The 309-nt window shown below is 56.0% G+C and carries 1 pseudogene; it reads left to right on the forward strand.

The annotated features are described in order from the left end of the window. Positions 1–266 (forward strand): annotated as a pseudogene (locus FDX03_RS23810) (C4-dicarboxylate ABC transporter); the annotation flags it as partial. Positions 267–309: the final 43 nt, after the last annotated feature.

Consider the following 309-nt stretch of genomic DNA (forward strand, 5'->3'; position numbering starts at 1 on the left):
AGATCTCAGCGGGCATTGGACGGACATTGTCGCCTATTGCCGGCGTGATTATCGCCATCGCTGGGATCGCAGGTGTATCACCGGTGGATATCGTTAAACGCACCGCAATTCCGATGCTGGGAGGATGGCTGCTGATGATTGCGCTGACATTCGCCCGATCCGGGCACTTGTTGGCGGTTCTCCCGTGGCTGAGCGTCCTCGTGCTATTGATGGTCGGTGGCTACTTCTGGCAACGCCGACGTAAACAGCAGCTGGCAGTACAGTAAAAAAAAGCCGGAGTCTCTCAGACTCCGGCTCTTACTTTCTTCG

It is taken from the genome of Citrobacter sp. wls827, from assembly GCF_005280875.1.
GTDB lineage: Bacteria > Pseudomonadota > Gammaproteobacteria > Enterobacterales > Enterobacteriaceae > Citrobacter > Citrobacter youngae.